The 252-nt window shown below is 61.9% G+C and carries 1 protein-coding gene; it reads right to left on the bottom strand.

Features of this window, described 5'->3' with window-relative positions; translation table 11 throughout:
- The coding region (locus ACYP5B_RS51965; RefSeq protein WP_459575313.1) for an HNH endonuclease at positions 1–252 on the bottom strand (252 nt) is incomplete at both ends.

Genomic DNA, 252 nt, shown 5'->3' with positions numbered 1-252 from the left:
AAGCCCCGTGGTCTTCAGCGCGTTGTACAGCGCCCACCGGGTCGAATTGACGGCAGCAGCGTCGCGAAGCGGGGCCTTTGCCTTCGCCAGAATGCGCCTGAGGCTCTCCGGGTCCTTGCGCAGGAAATCAGAGAGCGGGCGAGCGGCCTTCTTCCTATTGCAAGGCACGCAAGCCAGTGTCAGATTGGAGACCCGATTCGAGCCTCCGTTTGCCCGGGCATCGATATGTTCCAATTCCAGCGGCATATCGCG

This window comes from Cupriavidus sp. 8B (assembly GCF_054589115.1).
This window is presented reverse-complemented; position numbering and strand designations above follow the sequence as displayed.